Source organism: Lutibacter sp. B1, from assembly GCF_012524075.1.
Taxonomy (GTDB): Bacteria; Bacteroidota; Bacteroidia; order Flavobacteriales; family Flavobacteriaceae; genus Lutibacter.
Genome location: NZ_JAAZUI010000083.1, coordinates 1 through 1476 on the forward strand (window position 1 = coordinate 1; position 1476 = coordinate 1476).

The following is a 1476-nucleotide window of genomic DNA, read 5'->3' on the forward strand; positions in this document are numbered from 1 at the left end:
TACTTTGGCTAACAATGGCTAAAAAAAATTGCTTCTTTATGCTAAATAGAAAAATTAAACTAAATTTAAACAACAAAACAAACAGCGGAAAAGTACGTTTTCAAATTCGCAACTTTTCCTAGCCTAAACCGTTAGCATAAATAGCTCAACTGAGTTTTGGTCAGAAAAATTAAAGTTGAAAAAGTTAATTAAAAACTATGATTTTTAGCAATATTTCGGAATGAAAATTGTAGCGGTCAGATTTGAGCAATGAAAGCGGAAAGAATTGAGTTTTTACTGAAAAAATTGTACTAAACCGAGAAATTTCTGAGTGATTTATACTCAAAAAAGTATGAGAATTGAATCGAAATGAATTTGTTTTGAATGAAAAATATGTACAAACCTGAAAAATTCCAGATTGACTTCCACTCTACCGGAATTGAGAATTGAAACGGTTAAGATTTTGAGCAATGAATCCGAATATCTTTAAAATGAATAATTGCCAATAAATTGAGAAATTTCAAAATTTTTCCTTTAAAACGTGAAAATTATAGTGGAGAAAAAGCTAAATAAAAAAAATTAGTATGTTTGATAAATCTCAGATAATAGAAAAATTCAATGCTCAGCAGAACGTGTCGCTAAATATGCTAACAATGGCTATATTGCATTGTGGCGGATTTTCTTTTTCAGAAAATCCTCGTATATTTACTAACATAACTGCTATGGCGGAAAAATCTTGCTGATTTTTCCACAACGACAACATAGCCTAAACCGTTAGCATAAATAGCTCGACTGAGTTTTGGTCAGAAAAATTAAAGTTGAAAAAGTTAATTGAAAACTATGATTTTTAGCAATATTTCGGAGTGAAAATTGTAGCGGTCAGATTTGAGTAATGAAAACAGAAAGAATTGAGTTTTTACTGAAAAAATTGTACTAAATCGAGAAATTTCTGAGTGATTTATACTCAAAAAGGTATGAGAATTGAATCGGAATGAATTTGCTTTGAATGAAAAATATGTACAAACCTGAAAAATTCCAGATTGACTTCCACTCTACCGGAATTGAGCATTGAAACGGTTAAGATTTTGAGCAACGAATACGAATATCTTTAAAATGAATAATTGCCAATAAATTGAGAAATTTCAAAGTTTTTCCTGTAAAACGTGAAAATAACAACGGAGAAAAAGCTAAATGAGAAAAATAAGTATGTTTGATAAATCTCAGATAATAGAAAAATTCAATGCTCAGCAGAACGTGTCGCTAAATATGCTAACAATGGCTATATTGCATTGTGGCGGATTTTCTTTTTCAGAAAATCCTCGTATATTTACTAAAGTTATTGCTATGGCGGAAAAATCTTGCCGATTTTTCCACAACGACAACATAGCCTAAACCGTTACCTGTAATTGCTAAAAATGAAAAAGAAAATACCAATTGGACTTAGAAAAATAATTGATGAAGTATATAGAGAAAATGAAAACTTATTCAAACTAGAAT

Annotated in this window: 2 protein-coding genes; both read left to right on the forward strand. The window is 29.7% G+C overall.

Going from position 1 to position 1476, the window contains the following annotated elements; genetic code table 11:
• Nucleotides 1-563 precede the first annotated feature (563 nt).
• Nucleotides 564-722, forward strand: a complete 159-nt coding sequence (locus tag HGB55_RS14890; RefSeq protein ID WP_168817851.1) for a hypothetical protein — start codon at nt 564-566, stop codon at nt 720-722.
• 448 nt (nt 723-1170) lie between these two features.
• Complete coding sequence (locus HGB55_RS14895) at nt 1171-1371, forward strand: hypothetical protein (protein WP_168817853.1); 201 nt, start codon at nt 1171-1173, stop codon at nt 1369-1371.
• Nucleotides 1372-1476 lie beyond the last annotated feature (105 nt).

Coding starts and splice junctions, on each gene's coding strand:
- HGB55_RS14890 (WP_168817851.1), top strand. CDS start 564: ATGTTTGATAAATCTCAGATAATAGAAAAATTCAATGCTCAGCAGAAC.
- HGB55_RS14895 (WP_168817853.1), top strand. CDS start 1,171: ATGAGAAAAATAAGTATGTTTGATAAATCTCAGATAATAGAAAAATTC.